Below are 17,464 nucleotides of genomic sequence, written 5' to 3' on the forward strand. Positions count from 1 at the left end.
TGCAACCGGCGGGCGGCCGGCGCCGTCCCCCTTCACGGGGCCGGAGTGATCATCTCCTGGGCCGGTGCGGGGAGGCGGGGACAGTGGGTGTCGGCGGGTTCGGGAAGATCTTGGGGTGGGGCGTGGTGGTCCCGCTGTGCGCCCTGCTGCTCGTACGGCTGACCGGGCTGGACGGGGGGACGCCGCTCGCCGTGCCGGTGGTGCTGTTTCCGTACGGGGCCGCGCTGAGCGCGCTCGTGCTGGTCACGGTGCTCGCGGTGCGGTCGCTGCGGACCACGCCGGTGGTCGTCGTCGCGGGGCTGCTCGCGGCGGCTCAGCTGGCTCTGCTGGTGCCCCGGTTCGTACCGCAGCGGCAGCATGTCCCCTCCGATGCGGCCGAGTTGAGGGTGGCCACGCTCAACGCCCATGTGGGGAAGGCGGACGCGCGGGCGGTCGTACGGCTGGTGAGGTCGGAGCGGATCGACGTGCTGGCGGTGGAGGAGCTGCCGCCCGCGGGGGTGAGGGCGCTCGCGGAGGCCGGGCTCGGCCGGGTGCTGCCGTACCGGGAGCTGCATCCCGAGAACGACTCCTCCCTGTACTCCCGGCTGCCGCTGACGCACGGCGGCCCGCTGAAGGCCGACACCGCCTGGCCCCAGACCGCCGCGCGGGTGCGGGTCGGCGGGCGGACGGTACGGCTCGTGGCCGTGCACACGTACTACCCGCTCGGTGACGCCGCCCGCTGGGGTCGCGACATGACCGCCCTGACCTCGGTCGCCCGCGCCGACGGCCCCGACACGGTGTTCCTCGGCGACTTCAACGCCTCGCTCGACCACGCCCGGATGCGCACCCTCCTGTCCTCGGGCGGCCTCACCGACACCCATGCCGAACTCGGCCACGGCTGGGCGCCCACCTGGCCCGCCGGCAAACCCCTCCTGCCGCCCCTGGTCCAGCTCGACCACGTCCTGCACGGCCCGGGCCTGGCGGCCGTCTCGGTGCGGGAACACACCGTCCCGGGCACGGACCACCGCGCGGTCGTCGCCCGGCTGGCGCTGCTGCCCGCCGGGCGGTCCTGATCATCCGGCGGAGACCTTGGATAGGGTCGGCCGTATGACCGCTTACGTGATCGCAGACGTGCAACTGACGGGCAATGCCGAGGAATTGGCCGAGTACCGGTCGAAGGTCGTCGCCACGCTCCAGCCGTACGGCGGCAGGTATCTCGCCCGGGGCGGCGAGGTGGACGTGGTCGAGGGGGCCTGGGAGCCCGGGCAGATCGTCCTCGTCGAGTTCCCGGACCTGGCTGCCGCACGCGCCTGGAACGAGTCGGCGGAGTACCAGGCCATCGCACCGCTGCGCATCCGCAACACGGACAGCCGGCGGCTGATCGTCCAGGGGCTCTGAACGTCCCGGCCGCTCAGCCGCGGCGCGGCTCACAGCGGCTGCGCGCGGCCCCGCAGGAGCTCGGAGTACACGGTGTACGCCGGCTCGTCGAACAGGACGAAGCGGATCTCCTCCACCTCGGTGGGTGTCGTGCGGACGGTTTCCACGGCTGTCGCGGCCGCGTCGGTCATCGGCCAGCGGTAGACGCCGGTCGAGATCGCGGGGAACGCGACCGTGCGGGCGCCCAGTTCGTCGGCCACGCGCAGGGACGCGCGGTAGCAGGAGGCGAGCGGGGAGGGGTCGCTGTCGGGGCCCTGCCAGACGGGGCCGACGGTGTGGATGACCCAGAGGGCGTCGAGGCGGCCGGCCGGGGTGGCGACGGCGTGCCCGGTGGCGAGGCCGCCGCCGTAGGAGGAGGCGCGCAGGGCGCGGCAGGCTTCCAGGATGGCGGGGCCGCCGCGCCGGTGGATCGCGCCGTCGACGCCTCCGCCGCCGAGGAGCGAGGAGTTGGCCGCGTTGACGATCGCGTCGGCGCGCTGGCGGGTGATGTCGCCCAGGACGAGTCGCAGCGTGGTCATCCCTGCCTCAGCCTCCTCCAGACCGCCTTGGCGGCGTTGTGCCCCGCCATGCCGTGTACCCCGGGACCGGGCGGGGTCGCGGCGGAGCAGAGGAACACGGCCGGGTGCGGGGTGCGGTACGGGAACGCCGACAGCCGGGGGCGCAGCAGGAGCTGGAGGCCGGAGGCCGCGCCGCAGGCAATGTCGCCGCCCACGTAGTTGGCGTTGCCGGCGGCCATCTCGGCGGGACCCGCGGTGGCGCGGGCGAGGACCCGGTCGCGGAAACCGGGGGCGAAGCGCTCCAGCTGGCGTTCTATCGCGTCCGTGAGGTCGCCGCTCCAGTTGTTCGGGACGTGCCCGTAGGCCCAGAAGACGTGCTTGCCCTCGGGCGCGCGGGTGGGATCGACGACGCTGGGCTGCACGGTGATCATGAAGGGCTTCTCCGGCGCGCGGCCCTCGCGGGAGGCGGCGCGCAGGGCGTCCGCGATCTCCGCCCGGCTCGCGCCGATCTGCACGGTGCCCGCGACGCGCGCCTCGGGGGCGGTCCAGGGGACGGGGCCGTCCAGCGCGTAGTCGATCTTGAAGACGCTGGGGCCGTAGCGGTAGTGGTCGTAGTACCCGCCGAAGCCCGCGATACGGGCGAGCGCGGTGGGCGAGGTGTCGAAGACGTAGGCGCGGGCGGGCGGGAGGTCGTCCAGGCGTTTTACCTCGTAGTCGGTGTGCACCGCGCCGCCGAGGTCCTTCAGGTACGCCGCGAGCGCGTCGGAGACCGCCTGGGAGCCGCCCTCGGCCACCGGCCAGCCCCGGGCGTGCGCGGCCAGGGCGAAGACCAGGCCGATGGCGCCGGTGGCGAGGCCGTTCAGCGGGGCCATCACATGGGCGACCAGGCCGGAGAAGAGGGCCTGGGCGCGGTCGTCCTTGAAGCGGCGCATCAGCGCGGTGGCGGGCGGGAGTCCGGCGAGACCGAAGCGGGCCAGGGTGAGCGGGTCGCGCGGCAGCGCGGTGGACGGCAGGGACATGAAGTCCCGGACCAGGGTGTCCCAGCGGGGCAGGAACGGGGCGACGAGCCTCCGGTACGCGCCCGCGTCGCGCGGCCCGAAGGAGGCGGCCGTCTCCGCCACGGACCTCGCCAGCACCGCCGCGCCGCCGTCGGGGAACGGGTGCGCCATGGGCAGTTCGGCGTGCAGCCAGCGCAGGCCGTACCGCTCCAGCGGGAGGGCGCGGAAGGCGGGCGAGTTGACGGCGAGCGGGTGGGCGGCCGAGCAGGGGTCGTGGCGGAAGCCGGGGAGGGTCAGCTCCTCGGTGCGGGCGCCGCCGCCGACGGTGGAGCGGGCCTCGAAGAGGGCCACGGAGAAGCCGCGCCGGGCCAGTTCCACGGCGGCCGTCAGTCCGTTCGGCCCCGCACCCACCACGACGGCATCGAGCATCGACGGCACCTTGGGACCCCCTCGTCGGCCGGTGGCAACTCGGATCAGGATAGGCGTGCGGGCCGCCGCTCCCCCCGGCGGGTGGCTCCCCGCCCGGTTCAGGACGCCGTACGCAGCAGCTCCCCCACGCGGCGCGCGGTCGCGGCGTCGCGGGCGGCGGTGAACGGCAGGACGTTGCCGCCGGTTATGCGGAACGGCTCGCCGGTGAGGGTGAGATGGGCGCCGCCCGCCTCCTCGACCAGGAGCAGGCCCGCCGCGTGGTCCCAGGCGGCCTCCCAGGAGAAGGCGACGGCGTCCGTGTCGCCCCGGGCTATGGCCAGGTACTCCAGGCCGGCCGAGCCGCACGAGCGCGGGGCGACGCCGTCGGTCCACAGGGCACGCAGCGCGCGCTTCTGTTCCTCGGTGGTGTAGTCGGGGTGGGACACGGCGACGGTGAGGTCACGGCCGGGCTCGGGCGGCCCGGCGAACAGGCGCTCCCCGTCGAGATAGGCGCCCTGGCCGCGCACGGCGGTGGCCAGCTGGTCGCGGACCGGGGCGTACGTCCAGGAGGCGAGCACGGTGCCCCGGTGGGCGAGCGCGACCAGGGTGCAGAAGCCGTCCTTGCCGTGCACGAAGTGCCGGGTGCCGTCGACCGGGTCGATGATCCAGACCGGGGCGTCGCCCTTGATCGCCTCGTACGACGCGGGGTTCGCGTGCACGGCCTCCTCGCCGACGGCGACCGAGCCGGGCAGCAGGGCGCACAGGTCGGCGGCGAGGCGGCGCTCGGCGAGCCGGTCGGCGTCCGTGACCAGATCGTGCGGGCCGCTCTTCTGGTCGACCTCGTGCGCGGCGAGTCTGCGGAAGCGGGGCAGGATCTCGGCCGCGGCCGCCTTGCGGATCGCCTCCTCCACATCGGCGGAGTGCCGGGCGAGAAACTCTTCGAGGGCTGCCGTGTCGTCGATCATGTGTCCATGAGACCACGCCCGGCCGACATTCCCCCGGCAGGCTGTGGACAACCCGGGAAATGCCTGGTCAGAAGGGTGTGGACAACCGGTGAAGCCCGCGCTCGGCGCCGACCTCCCACGCCCGGCACCCACCTCAGCGGCCCACCGCGTACCCCTGCATCCCGCGCGGGTTCGCGGCCGCGGCCAGCACGCCCGTCCGGGGATCACGCGCGACCGCGCACAGCCGCCCCTCCGACCACGCGGGCCCCACGGTCACGTCGTGCCCCCGCCGCCGCAGCTCCGCGACGACGGCCCCCGGCATCCGGGACTCGACGGTCACGCTGCCCGGACGGCTGATGCGCGGGTGGAAGGAGCTGGGGAAGCCGTCGTTGTGCCAGTTCGGGGCGTCGATCGCGCCCTGGAGGTCGAGGGCGCCGCGCACCGGGGCGCGCAGGGCGGCGGCGAGGAAGAAGTGGAACTGCCACTGGTCCTGCTGGTCACCGCCCGGGGTGCCGAACGCGAGCACCGGTACGCCGTCGCGCAGCGCGAGCGAGGGGGTGAGGGTGGTCCGGGGGCGGCGGCCCGGGGTCAGGGAGTTGGGCAGGCCCTCCTCCAGCCAGGCCATCTGGAGCCTGGTGCCGAGCGGGAAGCCGAGTTCGGGCACGACCGGGTTGGACTGGAGCCAGCCTCCGCTGGGCGTCGCCGCGATCATGTTGCCCCAGCGGTCCACGACGTCGAGGTGGCAGGTGTCGCCCCGGGTGGCGCCGTCGGCACTCACGCGCGGCTCACCGGACCTGACGGCGGCAGCGGGCTCCCCCGCCCCGAGCGCCGGCTCGCCCACACCACCCAGCCCCACGGTCGGCTCGCCCACGCCGCCCAGCCCCACGGTCGGCTCCCCCGCCCCCGGCAGACTCCCGGCATCCCTGTCCGCCCGCAGCCCGGCCCGAACGGGCAGCCGTGGCGCACGCCCGTCCACCGTCCCCGGCCGCAGCTCGTACGACGCCGACTCCCCCACCAGCGCCCGCCGTCCCGCGTTGTACTCCTCCGACAGCAGCCCCGCGAGCGGGACTTGGGCCGCGTCGCCGTACCACGCCTCCCGGTCGGCCATGGCGAGCTTGCAGTTCTCGACGAGCAGGTGGACGTACTCGGCGGACTCGTACACGGGCAACTCCTCTGGCAGCAGCGCGAGTTGCTGGAGGAAGGCGGAGCCCTGGCTCCAGGGGCCCGCCTTGCAGACGGTCCAGCCGTTCCAGTCGTACGTGACCGGGTCCTCGTACGACGCGGACCAGCCGGCCAGGTCGGCTTCGGTGAGCGTGCCGGTGTGCCGTTCGCCGCTGGTGTCCAGGGTGGGGCGGCGGGACCGGCGCAGCAGGGCCTCGGCGATGAAGCCGGAGCGCCACACCTCGCGGGCGGCGTCGATGCGGGCCTCGCGGTCGCCCGCGCGGGCGGTCTCGGCCAGGAGCCGCTTCCAGGTGGCGGCGAGGGCGGGGTTGCGCAGCAGCTCGCCGGGGCGGGGTGCGCGGCCGCCGGGCAGGTACACCTCGGCCGAGGAGGTCCACTCGGTCTCGAACAGCTCCCGTACGCTCTCCACGGCCGCGCCGACGTTCTCCACGGGCGCGTGACCGTGCTCGGCGTACCCGATGGCGTATTTCAGCACGTCCTCAAGGGACTTGGTGCCGTGGTCGCGCAGGAGCACCAGCCAGGCGTCGAAGGCGCCGGGCACGGCGGCGGCGAGCGGGCCGGTGCCGGGTACGAGGTCGAGGCCGAGCCCCCGGTAGTGCGCGACGGTGGCTCCGGCCGGGGCGACACCCTGTCCGCACAGCACGCGCACCTCGCCGCCGGCCGGGGCGAGCAGGACGGGCACCTCGCCCGCCGGACCGTTGAGATGCGGCTCGGCCACGTGCAGCACGAACGCCCCCGCCACGGCCGCGTCGAAGGCGTTGCCCCCGTCCTCCAGCACGGCCATCGCGGACTGGGAGGCGAGCCAGTGGGTGGAGGAGACCATGCCGAAGGTGCCCTGGAGGGTGGGGCGGGTGGTGAACATGGGGGCTCCCGTCTGCTTGGCCTGCGCCTGCGCCTGCGCCTGCGCCTGCGTCTGCGTCTGCGTCTGCGGAACGAGACTTTCCGCCCGGCCACCCGCGCGTCAACCACGCCTCACCGGCGCGCCGGCCATGCCCTGTGCGCGCGACAGCCCGCCCCGCCCGCACGTCAGCCCTGCCCCGCCGCGCACCGAGCACACCCCGCACCCCGCCCGAGCCCCGCTCAGTCCCGGCTCACGCCTCCGCCTCGGCCTTCACCCCGGCCAGCGTCTTCTCGATGCCGGTGCGCAGCAGGGCGAGGCGGCCGTCGACGATCCGCTCCTCCCGCTCCGGGTACCGCTCGACGTAGGCGTTCAGCGGGCCGCGGCCGGGCCCCAGACGCATCCCGTGCCGCAGCCGGGTGCCCGAGCCGTCCGCGAGCGGTTCCAGGGTGAACGCCCAGACCGTCAACGCCTCGCCGAGGTCACCCTCGTTGTAGCGGACGACCTCCCACGCGAAGACGCGGGGCTCGGTGAGTCGGGTGACGCGGCTGACCGTGTGCCACTCGCCCAGCATGTCGTTGTGATTGCGCCCGGAGAAACACGCGCCGACGGCCGGTTCCGCCGCGCCGTCGAGCCACTCCACCTCCTGAAGTTCCGGGCTGTACCTGGCCGGTGTGGAGATGTCCGACACCAGCGCCCACACCCGCTTCGGCTCGGCGGCGATCTCCGTCGCGCACTCCACGCGGGGAACGTCGGCAAGTCGCATCTCTTCTCCCTGAGTTGTCGAAGGCGATGCCCGAAGTATGGGCCGGAGCGCGGGGGAACGCGGAGGGGCCCCGCCGGTCGTCGGACTCCGGCGGGGCCCTGCGCGGATCGCGGTCAGGCCGTGTGCAGCGTCAGCCCGTACCGGTTCAGGATCTCGTTGACCGGCTGGAACCAGGTCTCGCCGCCGCTGGAGCAGTTGCCCCAGCCGCCCGAGGTGACGCCCTGGGCCTGGTCACCGCTGATGAACGAGCCGCCGGAGTCGCCGGGTTCGGCGCAGACGTTCGTCTTGGTCAGCTGACGGACCGCGCCCTGGCTGTAGTTGACCGTCTCGTTGAGGGCGAGGACGGTGCCGCAGTGCCAGTGGGTGGTGGAGCCGGAGCGGCAGATGGAGGTGCCGGGCGGTGCCACGTTGGAGCCGCGCACCAGCTGGTCGGAGACGGTGCCCCAGCCGAGCACGACGGGTACGGTCCACCAGCCGCTGCCGACGTTGATCCAGGCGTAGTCGTTGTCCGGGAAGGACGAGCCCTGGAAGTTGCCGACGTAGGAGCGGTCCCAGCCGTAGACGGCGGCGGAGGGCTGTCCGCAGTGTCCGGCGGTGACGAAGCCGCCGTAGACCGAGAAGCCTATGGAGCAGCGGACGTTGCCGGTGTAGAAGGGGTCGCCGCCGACGGTGCCCGCGGCGAGGGTGCCCGCCGCCTTGGAGACGGTCTCGACGGTGACGGGTCCGGCGGCGCGGGCGCGGGTCAGGAAGCTCTGGACATCGTTGTCGGCCCGCCGGTCGCCCACCACGCCGACGACGACGGTGCCCGCCTTCGGGTCGACGTGCCAACTGCTCACGCCCTGGGGCGCCTTGAGGCGGTCGATGCGGGCCTTGGCCGCGTCCAGTGCGCGGGCGCTGTGCCGGACGGTACGGACCGTGGCGCCGGCCTCGCGCAGGGCGGCGCGGGTGGCCGGGGAGGCGGCGCCGGTGACGGCCACGGTGAGCCGTCCGCTGTCCGCGTCGTACCAGGAGCCGCCGTACGCCGCCCCGGCCGTCGCGCGGGCCTTCGGGTCGAGCTTCGTGGCCGCGCGTTCGGACGCCAGGCGGGCCTCGGCCTGCTCCCTCGTCAGGCCGAAGTCGTGCCGCATCGCGGTCAGCAGCCCCTCGGAGGCGGGGGCCTTGGCGGTGGTGGCGTCGTGGGCGGTGGCGGGGACGGTACCGGCCGCCGTCAGTCCGCCGAGCATGAGGAGTGCGGCCCCGGCCGCGCGCAGAAGTCTCTTGCGTCTCACGGGAGTTGCCCTTCGTCGTTCCAGCAAGGTGGGGGTGGAACAGCCGATTTCTGAGAGCGCTCTCATCTGTGCGGGGCAGAGCCTAGTCCCGCCTCCATGACAGGTCCATACCAACGGACGGAATCCATGGGACGGGTCCGGCCGACCGGACGATTCCCGGCATACGGCGCCTTCTTGAGCGGGCTGGGTCACCGGCCGAGTACGCAGCGAGTTGGCCCTTCCGTGCCGGGAGCAGTCGTGTGAGACTGTCGTCCCACGTCCACCCTGCGGACCTCTTCCGCACCCCCTCCCCCACGAGAAGTGCGCCGTGCGATCCCTTCCTCTGCCGCTCGCCCTCACCGCACGTCTGTCTCCCGTCGTCGTGCTGGCCTGCGTGGGCTGGACCCTGTCCTCCGGGCCGGCCACGCCCGCCGCCGCCGAGCACAACTCCGCCGGGCAGGACACCGCGCCGGCCGCCTCCTCCGACGGTGGTGGTGGCGCCGCGTCGTCCGCCCCGGCGGTGAAGACCTACGCGGCGGCGCCCGCGCCGTGCACCGGTGTGCCCGTCGACACCATCAAGTCCCTTGTCCCCGGGGCCAAGACGGCGGGCAAGGAGATCCCCTCCACCGACTCCAAGCTGCGCCGCACCTGCTCCTGGAACGCCCTCAAGGGCTTCGACTACCGCTGGCTCGACGTCTCCTACGAGGTCACCGCGTCCGACGAGGCGGCGACCAAGGAGTACCAGCAGCGGGTGACCGAGAAGAGCGGCGGCGGCCCGGTCCCCGGCCTCGGGGACGGCGGCTACTCGGTCGTCAACCTCACCACCGAGGACAAGCAGCAGACCCGCGAGGGCCTGGTGATGGCCCGCGCGTCCAACGCCCTGGTGGTCATCACCTACAGCGGCAGTGACTTCGAGAACAAGAAGGCACCCGCCACCGACGAGATCAACAAGGGCGCCATCAAGGCGGCGAAGGCCGCGATGGCGAGCCTGCGGAGCAGCGCGGGCAAGTCCGGCTGACAGCCGTCACCCCCGGCTCCTCACGGGGAGAAGTCAGGGGTGACTGGACATCACTTTCCTTACGCGGCAGTCTCCTTGCGTGCCGTCGCCGCCGTCAGCGCCAGGTACAGCACCAGCGACGTGCCCAGGCCCACCGCCCAGCCGTAGTCCGCGAGCGGCCTGAGGAACGGGACGGGGCGGCCGTCGATCAGCGGGTGGAAGTCGGCGCCCCCGACGGCGAGGACACCGCCGACCACGAAGGCCACCACCGCGCGCCAGTTCCAGCCGCCGGAGTACCAGTACCGTCCGCCCTCGCGGTAGAGGTCGGTCAGATCGAGGCGCGTGCGGCGCACCAGCCAGTAGTCGGCGATCAGGATGCCCGCGACCGTGCCGAGCAGGCCGCCGACCAGGCCGAGCCAGGTGAAGATGTAGCCCTGCGGGTCGGAGTACAACCGCCACGGGAAGATGAGCACCGCGAGGACGGCGGTGATCAGCGCGCCGGTGCGGAAACTCACCTTGCGGGGCGCGATGTTGGAGAAGTCGAAGGCCGGGGAGACCAGGTTGGCCGCGATGTTCACCGAGAGGGTCGCGACCAGCACGGTGACCAGGGCGTAGATCAGGCCCACCACGTTGTCGGTCTTGGCGGCCAGCTGGACCGGATCCCAGACCGGCTTGCCGTAGACCGCCTGCGAGCCGGAGGTGACAAGGACCGACAGGAACGCGAACAGGGTCATGGTGGTGGGCAGTCCGAGGGCCTGGCCGTAGGTCTGGGCGCGCTGGCTGCGGCCGTAGCGCGTGAAGTCGGGGATGTTCAGGGAGAGCGTCGACCAGAAGCCGATCATGCCCATCAGGGAGGGCCAGAACAGCTTCCAGAAGTCGCCGCCCCAGCCCAGCCTGGAGGGCTGGTCGAAGAGCGGGCCGACGCCGCCGGCCTTGACGCTCATCCACCACAGCATCACGAAGGCGCCGACCAGGACGAAGGGCGCGGCCCAGTTCTCGAACCGGCGGATCGTCTCCATCCCCCGGACGATGATGGCGACTTGGAGCACCCAGAAGAGCGCGAAGGACAGCCACATGGTCCAGGCGTAGCCGCCGATGTGCGAGGCGTTGGACCAGCTGTCGCCGATGAGCTTGCCCGCGAGGAAGTAGATCGCCTCGCCGCCGATCCAGGTCTGGATGCCGAACCAGCCGCAGGCCACCAACGCCCGTACGACGGCGGGGAGGTTGGCGCCGCGTATACCGAAGGAGGCGCGGGCGAAGACCGGGAAGGGGATGCCGTACTTGGGTCCGGCGTGCCCGGTGAGCAGCATCGGCACGAGGACGACCAGGTTGGCCAGGGCGATGGTGAACACCGCCTGCTTCCAGTCCATGCCGACCGCGATGAGCCCCGAAGCGAGCGTCCAGGAGGCGGTGTTGTGGGCCATGCCGACCCACAGCGCGGAGAAGTTGTACGTGGTCCAGGTGCGCCCCGCGACCGGGACGGGGAGCAGGTCCTCGTTGGCGAAGCGGCCGCTGGGCTGCGGAGCCCCGGCGGGGATCTCCACCCGGCCGTCGGGGAGGGTGACTTGGGCGGTCGGCGGCGAGGCGGTGGGAGCGGTGTCGGTCATGGGACAGGCCAATCGGATGAGTGGGACGACGGGACAGGCCGTGCGGGTGGCGCCGATTGGGGGGTGCGTCCGTAGGTTCCGTACGGGCGTCCGGCCCCCTCCCACGCAAGGGATCTGCGGGGAGGGGGAGTTCGATCCGACTGCGGGCGGTCGGGCCGGCCGCGAGCGGGCAGGGCGGCTGCGCGCGGGCAGCCGGGCCGCGGCCGGTCAGGCGTTGAGCGCCGGGATGACCTTCGCGCCGTAGGCGTCGATGGTCGCCTCCTGCGCGTCGTGCATGTCGTAGACGGCGAACTGGTCGACGCCCAGCGCGCGCAGCGCGGCCAGCTTCTCGATGTGCTTCTCGACGGGGCCGATGAGGCAGAAGCGGTCCACGATCTCGTCGGGCACGAACTGGGTGTCGGGGTTGCCGCTGCGCCCGTGGTGGGCGTAGTCGTAGCCCTCGCGGGACTTGATGTACTCGGTGAGTTCGTCGGGCACTTGGCCCGAGTGCTCGCCGTACTTGGCGACGAGGTCGGCCACATGGTTGCCGACCATGCCGCCGAACCAGCGGCACTGGTCGCGGGCGTGGGCGAGCGCCTCGGGCGAGTCGTCCTCGGTGACGTAGGCGGGGGCGGCCACGCAGATGGTGACCTCGGACGGGTCACGGCCCGCGGCGACGGCGGCGTCCTTGACGGCCTTCACCATGTACTCGGTGAGGTACAGGTCGGCGAGCTGGAGGATGAAGCCGTCGGCCTCCTCACCGGTCATCTTCAGCGCCTTGGGGCCGTACGCGGCCATCCAGACCGGGAGTTGGGCGTCCGGCTTGGTCCACGGGAAGCGGACGACAGTGCCGCCGAGGTCGGCCTCCTCGCCCCGGCCGAGGGCGCGGATGACCTTCATGGCCTCGCTGATCCGGGCGAGCGTGTTGGGCTTGCGGCCGGCGACGCGCATCGCGGAGTCGCCCCGGCCGATCCCGCACACCGTGCGGTTGCCGAACATGTCGTTCAGGGTCGCGAAGGTGGAGGCGGTGACCTCCCAGGTGCGGGTGCCGGGGTTGGTGACCATGGGCCCGACGGTCAGCCGCTCGGTGTTCGCGAGGATCTGGCTGTAGATGACGAACGGCTCCTGCCAGAGCACGGCGGAGTCGAAGGTCCAGCCGTACGTGAAGCCGTTGTCCTCCGCGCGCTTCATGAGGTCGACGACGCGGGAGGCGGGCGGGTCGGTCTGCAGGACTAGTCCGAAGTCCATGGGCGCCACTCCTAGTTGAGGTACTGACAGGTGGAGCGCGGGGTGTAGACGCCGTGCCCGGCGTGACCGGTGTACTCCCGCTCGGTGATCACCGGCACACCGCGCGACAGCACGGTCTCGACCCGGCCGGTGATCCGCCGGCCCTCGTACGCCGAGTAGTCGACGTTCATGTGGTGGGTCTCGGCGGAGATGACCTGCTCGGCGTGCGGGTCGTAGATCACCACGTCGGCGTCGGCGCCGGGCGCGATGGTGCCCTTCTTCGGGTACATGCCGAACATGCGGGCCGGGGTGGCGCAGGCGATCTCGATCCAGCGGCGGCGCGAGATGTGTCCCTCGACCACGGCCTGGTGGAGCAGGTCCATGCGGTTCTCCACGCCCGGCATGCCGTTCGGGATCTTGGAGAAGTCGCCCCGGCCCAGCTCCTTCTGGCCCGAGAAGCAGAACGGGCAGTGGTCGGTGGAGACCACCTGGAGGTCGTTGGTGCGCAGCCCCCGCCACAGGGCGGCCTGGTGCTCCTGAGGGCGAAGCGGCGTGCTGCACACGTACTTGGCGCCCTCGAAGTCCGGCTCCGCGAGGTTGTCGGTGGACAGGAACAGGTACTGCGGGCACGTCTCGCCGAAGACGTTCAGCCCCTCGTCGCGGGCGCGGGTCAGCTCGGCGACGGCCTCCTGTGCGGAGACGTGCACGACGTAGAGCGGGGCGCCGGCGACCTGGGCGAGCTTGATCGCGCGATGGGTGGCCTCGGCCTCCAGGAGGGCCTTGCGGACCTCACCGTGATAGCGGGGGTCGGTCTCGCCGCGCGCGAGGGCCTGTTCGACCAGGACGTCGATGGCGATGCCGTTCTCGGCGTGCATCATGATCAGCCCGCCGTTCTCGGCGGCGCGCTGCATGGCGCGCAGGATCTGGCCGTCATCCGAGTAGAACACGCCCGGGTAGGCCATGAACTGCTTGAAGGAGGTCACCCCCTCCTCCACCAGCAGGTCCATCTCCTTCAGCGTCTCCTGGTTCACATCGGAGACGATCATGTGGAAGCCGTAGTCGATCGCGCAGTTGCCCTCCGCCTTCTGGTGCCAGGCGTCCAGGCCCTCGCGCAGGGAGCCGCCGACGTTCTGGATGGCGAAGTCCACGATGGTCGTGGTGCCGCCCCAGGCGGCGGCCCGGGTGCCGGTCTCGAAGGTGTCGGCGGCGTACGTGCCGCCGAACGGCATCTCCATGTGGGTGTGGCCGTCGACGCCGCCGGGGATGACGTACTTCCCTGTCGCGTCGATGACGGTTTCCGCGCTGAAGGCTTCGGCGGCGGGGGTGCCGGTTGCCGCGAGAGCGGCGATTCGGCCGTCCTCGATCAGTACGTCGGCGTGGATCTCGTCGGAGGCGGTGATGACGAGACCGTTGCGGATGAGGGTACGGGTGCCCATGCTCCTACTCCTGGATCGAACGGCCTTGTGGACAGGACCTGTTGGTTACGGCGCCGTCAGCGGGCCGTACGCGTTCGGCTCGCGGTCGCGGTAGAACTGCCAGCGGTCCCGCACCTCGCGCAGCTTCGCCATGTCGAGGTCGCGGACGACGAGTTCGGTCTCCTTGTCGCTGGCGACCTCGCCGACGAACTGGGCCTCGGGGTCCACGAAGTACGTCGTGCCGTAGAAGTCGTTGTCGCCGAGGTCCTCGACGCCGACGCGGTTGATGGCGCCGACGAAGTACTCGTTGGCGACGGCGGCCGCCGGCTGCTCCAACTGCCAGAGGTAGCGGGAGAGTCCGCGCGAGGTGGCCGACGGGTTGAAGACGATCTCGGCTCCGGCGAGGCCCAGCGCGCGCCAGCCCTCCGGGAAGTGGCGGTCGTAGCAGATGTAGACGCCGATGCGGCCGACGGCGGTGTCGAAGACGGGCCAGCCGCTGTTGCCCGGGCGGAAGTAGAACTTCTCCCAGAATCCCTGGACCTGCGGGATGTGGGTCTTGCGGTACTTGCCGAGGTAGGAGCCGTCGGCGTCGATCACGGCGGCGGTGTTGTAGAGGACGCCGGGCTGCTCCTCCTCGTACATCGGAAGGACGAGGACGATACCCAGCTCCTTCGCCAGCGCCTGGAAGCGGCGGACGGTGGGGCCCTCGGGGATCTGCTCGGCGTACTCGTAGAACGCCTTGTCCTGGACCTGGCAGAAGTAGGGGCCGTAGAACAGCTCCTGGAAGCAGAGGACTTGGGCGCCCTGGGCGGCGGCGTCGCGGGCCGCCTGCTCGTGCACCTGGATCATGGACTCCTTGTCGCCCGTCCAGGCCGTCTGGAAGAGGGCGGCGCGGATCACTCGGCTCATCGGGACCTCCGTAGCTCGATGTGAGGGTGAGCCTAGGAAGGGCGGGTGGCCGGTTTTGAGTGGCAGGGTGTCACGTGTGCGGGGGTCGGCCGTGTCACCGTGTCACGAGTCGGCCGGGCCATGTTTCAGCGCCGTTTTCCCAGGTCGTGGCGTGTTTCAGGGGCGTTGCGCGTCGTGGGCGAGCAGGGCGATGTGCACCGAGGCCGCCTGCTCGAAGTCGTCGAGGTCGATGCCGAGGCGCGTCTGTATCGCCTCCAGCCGGCGGTACAGGGCGGGTCGGGAGACGTGGTGGAGCTGGGCGGTGCGGGACTTGTTGCGGCCGGTCGCGAGGTAGGTGCGCAGCACGTTCAGCAGTTCGCCGCCCTCGGCGCACAGCAGGCCGTCCAGCTCCCGTTCCGCGAAGGACTGCACCTGCGGATCGTCGCGCAACAGCCGTACCAGGCCGCGCAGATGGACGTCCCGCAGCCGTACGACGGGCGGCCGGTCCAGAGCGGCGTCGGCGCCCGCGAGGGCGTCCGCGACATGCCGGGCCTCGCGCAGTCCGGCGGGTACGTCGTCCCAGGTCTCGCGGGGTTCGGCGGCGGCGACGGAGAGGTCCGGCTCGGTGGTGCGCAGCCGGGCCGCGAAGCGGGCGGTGAGGGCCTCGGCGTCCTGGTCGTGGGCGAGGCTGAGCAGGGCGGCGGTGGCGCCGTCCCCGAGTTCGGCCACCAGTCCGGCCAGGCCGAGGGTGCGCAACACCCGGTCCAGCAGGGCGGGTTCGGCGCCGGGGACGACGAGCGGGACGAAGGTGCGCCGGCCGACCGGCAGCCCGGCGGCGCGGGCCCGGGGTAGCAGGTGGCGGGCGGGTACGGTGCCGGAGGCGAGGTCGGTGAGCAGGCCGCGCGCGGACTGTTCCTCCCAGCTCGCGGTGGAGCCGCCGCCGAGCATCCGGTGCAGGACCAGGGCCTCTGCGGCGCGGTCGGCGAGCAGCCGTCCGGTGGCCGCGTCGCCCCGGTAGCCGCACAGCAGCAGCCGTCCCCAGCGCTCGCCCCGGCCGCCGAGTTCGGCGCGGACCCAGCCGTCGCCCTCGCTGCCTCCCGCCTGCCGGGCGATGCGCTCCCAGTCGCGCAGCACGTCGTCCACGGCGGACCGCTCCCCCGCCGTGGCGAGGACGCGGTGGGCGAGGTTGGTGACGACGACCGGACAGCCGCTGTGCCGGGCGATCTCGTCCAGCAGGCGCTGCAGCGGGGCCCCGGCGGTGATGAGCGCGGTGAGCCCGGTGCGTACGGCGTCGGAGAGGCTGACGGCGGCGAACTTCCGCCGTACGAGCCGTGATTGAACCTCTTCGGTCAGCTCCGCGAAGGGGAAGGGCCGGTGCAGGACGACCATGGGCAGTCCGTACCGTTCGGCGGTGCGGCACATCGTCTCGGGCGGTGCGGGGAAGGCGCGGCCGAGGCCGAGGACCACGGCGGCGGCGTCCGCGTGGTGCAGGGAGCGGATGTAGGCGGCCTGTTTGGCCTCGTCGCCCGCGAGGAGCACGCCGGTGGTGAGGACCATCTCGCCGCCGCTGAGCATGACCCCCACGTCGGCGGCCTCGGCGACGTGCACCCAGCGCACCGCGCGGTCGAGCTGTCCGGCCCCGGCCACCACCTCGGGCTCCCCGGCGAGCACGCGTTCCAGGGTGAGCACCTGCCGGACGGACAGCGCCGGTCCGCCGGAGGGCGCGGCCGGGTGCCAGGACTCCGAGGTGGTGGTCATGGGCGGTACCTCGTCTCTCGTACGGGCTCCTCAGCGCGCTCTCAGTACGTGCTCCGCAGCGCGTCCTCAAGGATGTCCGCGCCCTCCTCCGCCTCCGCGACGGTGAGGGAGAGCGGCGGGGCGACGCGCAGGACGCTGGTGTCGTGGCCGCCGCCCTTGCCGACGAGCAGTCCGCCGGAGCGGGCGGACTCCAGGACGGTGGCGGCCGCCGCGGGGTCGGCCTCGTCGGTGCCGGGCCGGACCAGTTCGACGCCGATCATCAGGCCGCGCCCGCGCACCTCGCGGACGCCGGGCAGCCGGGCGGCGACGGCGCGCAGCCGCTCCAGGAGGAGTCCGCCGACGCGGCGGGCGTTGCCCTGGAGGTCGTGCTCCAGGTGGTACGTGAGGTTGGCGAGCCCCGCGGCCATGGTGATCTGGGTGCCGCCGAAGGTGGAAATGCTGTGGGCGTCCAGGCAGTTCATGATCTCGGCCGGCGCGATCACCCCGCCGATGGACATGCCGTTGCCGATGCCCTTGGCGAAGGTGACGATGTCCGGCGGTCCGTTGCGGTCGTGCGCCTGCCAGCCCCAGAAATGGTCGCCGGTGCGGCCCCAGCCGGTCTGCACCTCGTCGGAGATCCACAGGATGCCGTGCTCGTCGAGGACTTCGCGGAAGGCCGCGTACAGCCCGTCGGGCGGCGAGGTGAACCCCCCTACGCCCTGGATGGGTTCGGCGATCAGCGCGACCGGGGTGCGGCCCTGGCCGATGAGGTCGCGCAGGTCGGCCACGCAGGCGTCGATGAACGCGCGGTCGTCCAGGGTGGCGTACGGCCCCCGGGTGCGGACGGCGCCGTGGACGTAGACGGTCTGGAGCGGGGAGAGGGAGGTCGTGGACCAGGTGCGGTTGCCGGTGATGCCGACGGCGCCGAAGGAGCGGCCGTGGTAGCTGTTGCGCATCGCCAGGACGGTGTTGCCCTGCCGGTAGGCGGTGGCGAGCAGCATCGCGGTGTCGTTGGCCTCGGTGCCGGAGGTGGTGAAGAAGACCCGGGCGTTCGGGATGCCGCTCAACTGGGCGATGCGCTCGGCCAGTTCGACCATGGGGCGGTTCAGGTACAGGGTCGAGGAGTGGATGATCCGCCCCGCCTGCTCACCGACCGCCTTGGTGACCTCGGGCAGGGCGTGCGCGGTCATGGTGGTGAGGATGCCGCCGAAGAAGTCGAGGTAGCGGTTGCCCTGGGCGTCCCAGACGTGGCGGCCCTCGCCGTGGGTGATCTCCAGCGGGTCGTCGTAGTAGAGGGCGAGCCAGTCGGGCATGACCC

The 17,464-nt window shown here is 72.6% G+C and carries 15 protein-coding genes; 3 read left to right on the forward strand and 12 right to left on the reverse strand.

Annotated features, from left to right (window positions below; genetic code table 11):
* Positions 1–122 precede the first annotated feature (122 nt).
* Complete coding sequence (locus AB0898_RS12125; protein ID WP_366802785.1) at positions 123–1,052, forward strand: endonuclease/exonuclease/phosphatase family protein; 930 nt, start codon at positions 123–125, stop codon at positions 1,050–1,052.
* Positions 1,053–1,086: 34 nt separating this feature from the next.
* Positions 1,087–1,377: a DUF1330 domain-containing protein gene (locus tag AB0898_RS12130; protein ID WP_366802786.1), complete on the forward strand. Its 291-nt coding sequence runs from the start codon at positions 1,087–1,089 to the stop codon at positions 1,375–1,377.
* A 29-nt stretch (positions 1,378–1,406) separates the two neighbouring features.
* On the opposite strand, the gene AB0898_RS12135 is transcribed toward AB0898_RS12130, so the two are convergent.
* From AB0898_RS12135 to AB0898_RS12160, 6 genes are all read right to left on the reverse strand, one after another.
* Positions 1,407–1,934, reverse strand: a complete 528-nt coding sequence (locus AB0898_RS12135; protein WP_366802787.1) for an O-acetyl-ADP-ribose deacetylase — start codon at positions 1,932–1,934, stop codon at positions 1,407–1,409.
* The gene (locus AB0898_RS12140; protein ID WP_366802788.1) at positions 1,931–3,340 is read right to left on the reverse strand and encodes an NAD(P)/FAD-dependent oxidoreductase; all 1,410 of its coding nucleotides are present in this window, start codon (positions 3,338–3,340) and stop codon (positions 1,931–1,933) included. Before AB0898_RS12140 ends, AB0898_RS12135 begins: the two co-directional genes overlap by 4 nt.
* Before the next feature lie 98 nt (positions 3,341–3,438).
* Complete coding sequence (locus tag AB0898_RS12145) at positions 3,439–4,284, reverse strand: inositol monophosphatase family protein (protein WP_366802789.1); 846 nt, start codon at positions 4,282–4,284, stop codon at positions 3,439–3,441.
* Between the two features lie 133 nt (positions 4,285–4,417).
* The gene (locus AB0898_RS12150) at positions 4,418–6,307 is read right to left on the reverse strand and encodes a gamma-glutamyltransferase (RefSeq protein WP_366802790.1); all 1,890 of its coding nucleotides are present in this window, start codon (positions 6,305–6,307) and stop codon (positions 4,418–4,420) included.
* A 229-nt stretch (positions 6,308–6,536) separates the two neighbouring features.
* The gene (locus tag AB0898_RS12155; protein ID WP_366802791.1) at positions 6,537–7,049 is read right to left on the reverse strand and encodes an SRPBCC family protein; all 513 of its coding nucleotides are present in this window, start codon (positions 7,047–7,049) and stop codon (positions 6,537–6,539) included.
* 113 nt (positions 7,050–7,162) lie between these two features.
* Complete coding sequence (locus AB0898_RS12160) at positions 7,163–8,317, reverse strand: alpha-lytic protease prodomain-containing protein (protein ID WP_366802792.1); 1,155 nt, start codon at positions 8,315–8,317, stop codon at positions 7,163–7,165.
* Between the two features lie 307 nt (positions 8,318–8,624).
* On the opposite strand from AB0898_RS12160, the gene AB0898_RS12165 reads away from it, so the two are divergent.
* Entirely contained in the window at positions 8,625–9,314 is a 690-nt protein-coding gene (locus AB0898_RS12165) for a hypothetical protein (protein ID WP_366802793.1), read from the forward strand.
* A 59-nt stretch (positions 9,315–9,373) separates the two neighbouring features.
* On the opposite strand, the gene AB0898_RS12170 is transcribed toward AB0898_RS12165, so the two are convergent.
* The 6 genes from AB0898_RS12170 to AB0898_RS12195 all read right to left on the reverse strand — a co-directional run bounded on the left by AB0898_RS12170 (position 9,374) and on the right by AB0898_RS12195 (position 17,459).
* Entirely contained in the window at positions 9,374–10,900 is a 1,527-nt protein-coding gene (locus tag AB0898_RS12170) for an NCS1 family nucleobase:cation symporter-1 (protein WP_366802794.1), read from the reverse strand.
* Between the two features lie 207 nt (positions 10,901–11,107).
* A complete protein-coding gene (locus tag AB0898_RS12175) occupies positions 11,108–12,127 on the reverse strand; it encodes a TIGR03842 family LLM class F420-dependent oxidoreductase (RefSeq protein ID WP_366802795.1) in 1,020 nt (339 codons plus the stop codon).
* 11 nt (positions 12,128–12,138) lie between these two features.
* Entirely contained in the window at positions 12,139–13,542 is a 1,404-nt protein-coding gene (hydA, locus tag AB0898_RS12180; RefSeq protein ID WP_366802796.1) for a dihydropyrimidinase, read from the reverse strand.
* A gap of 45 nt (positions 13,543–13,587) precedes the next feature.
* Positions 13,588–14,430 (reverse strand): nitrilase-related carbon-nitrogen hydrolase, encoded by an 843-nt coding sequence (locus AB0898_RS12185; protein WP_161178348.1) that lies wholly within the window; start codon positions 14,428–14,430, stop codon positions 13,588–13,590.
* A 156-nt stretch (positions 14,431–14,586) separates the two neighbouring features.
* A complete protein-coding gene (locus AB0898_RS12190) occupies positions 14,587–16,167 on the reverse strand; it encodes a PucR family transcriptional regulator ligand-binding domain-containing protein (RefSeq protein ID WP_366802797.1) in 1,581 nt (526 codons plus the stop codon).
* 41 nt (positions 16,168–16,208) lie between these two features.
* The gene (locus AB0898_RS12195) at positions 16,209–17,459 is read right to left on the reverse strand and encodes an aspartate aminotransferase family protein (protein WP_366802955.1); all 1,251 of its coding nucleotides are present in this window, start codon (positions 17,457–17,459) and stop codon (positions 16,209–16,211) included.
* Positions 17,460–17,464: the final 5 nt, after the last annotated feature.

The organism is Streptomyces sp. NPDC005435 (genome assembly GCF_040703155.1).
Taxonomy (GTDB): domain Bacteria; phylum Actinomycetota; class Actinomycetes; order Streptomycetales; family Streptomycetaceae; genus Streptomyces.

What these genes read in the sequence shown, in the direction of transcription:
- AB0898_RS12130 (WP_366802786.1), top strand. Translation starts at nt 1,087, where the DNA reads ATGACCGCTTACGTGATCGCAGACGTGCAACTGACGGGCAATGCCGAG.
- AB0898_RS12135 (WP_366802787.1), bottom strand. Translation starts at nt 1,934, where the DNA reads ATGACCACGCTGCGACTCGTCCTGGGCGACATCACCCGCCAGCGCGCC.
- AB0898_RS12140 (WP_366802788.1), bottom strand. Translation starts at nt 3,340, where the DNA reads ATGCTCGATGCCGTCGTGGTGGGTGCGGGGCCGAACGGACTGACGGCC.
- AB0898_RS12145 (WP_366802789.1), bottom strand. Translation starts at nt 4,284, where the DNA reads ATGATCGACGACACGGCAGCCCTCGAAGAGTTTCTCGCCCGGCACTCC.
- AB0898_RS12150 (WP_366802790.1), bottom strand. Translation starts at nt 6,307, where the DNA reads ATGTTCACCACCCGCCCCACCCTCCAGGGCACCTTCGGCATGGTCTCC.
- AB0898_RS12155 (WP_366802791.1), bottom strand. Translation starts at nt 7,049, where the DNA reads ATGCGACTTGCCGACGTTCCCCGCGTGGAGTGCGCGACGGAGATCGCC.
- AB0898_RS12170 (WP_366802794.1), bottom strand. Translation starts at nt 10,900, where the DNA reads ATGACCGACACCGCTCCCACCGCCTCGCCGCCGACCGCCCAAGTCACC.
- AB0898_RS12175 (WP_366802795.1), bottom strand. Translation starts at nt 12,127, where the DNA reads ATGGACTTCGGACTAGTCCTGCAGACCGACCCGCCCGCCTCCCGCGTC.
- hydA (WP_366802796.1), bottom strand. Translation starts at nt 13,542, where the DNA reads ATGGGCACCCGTACCCTCATCCGCAACGGTCTCGTCATCACCGCCTCC.
- AB0898_RS12185 (WP_161178348.1), bottom strand. Translation starts at nt 14,430, where the DNA reads ATGAGCCGAGTGATCCGCGCCGCCCTCTTCCAGACGGCCTGGACGGGC.
- AB0898_RS12190 (WP_366802797.1), bottom strand. Translation starts at nt 16,167, where the DNA reads ATGACCACCACCTCGGAGTCCTGGCACCCGGCCGCGCCCTCCGGCGGA.
- AB0898_RS12195 (WP_366802955.1), bottom strand. Translation starts at nt 17,459, where the DNA reads ATGCCCGACTGGCTCGCCCTCTACTACGACGACCCGCTGGAGATCACC.